We start from the raw sequence: 407 nt of genomic DNA on the forward strand, positions 1-407 counted from the left end.
GTTGTATTTCGTACCATAATGCTTAATAAACATGCGAGGTGTGATTGTCCAATTCCCAGTGTCTGGGAAAGGACGAGACCAGCTAATTGAAGATCGTGGGCCAGAATAGGTGCTGATGACATCGTGAAAAGCCTTAATCTCAACAAGTCCAACACGGGAAAAGAAACGGAAGATAAAGCCAGCCTCAATAGACCTATCCCTATTTTCATCAATGCCCCAGTACAACTCTTCCATATCAGCGCTAATATTCTCAAGATCCAAAAATGTTCGTCCCGATGTTACCGCAAGGCCAAACATAATACGCTTATGCCTGAATAACTCGAAGCCAACTAGTGGCTCATCATGATTGTTATAGCCGAACAAATTTCCACACTGAAAACTGAAAGTCGGTAAAAAGGAGTAGGTGC

1 protein-coding gene is annotated in these 407 nt (G+C 42.8%); it reads right to left on the reverse strand.

The features are described from left to right. Positions 1–407 (reverse strand): MipA/OmpV family protein (locus A3756_RS04845; RefSeq protein WP_156490276.1); only part of this gene is annotated, 407 nt, incomplete at both ends.

It is taken from the genome of Oleiphilus sp. HI0086 (genome assembly GCF_001635225.1).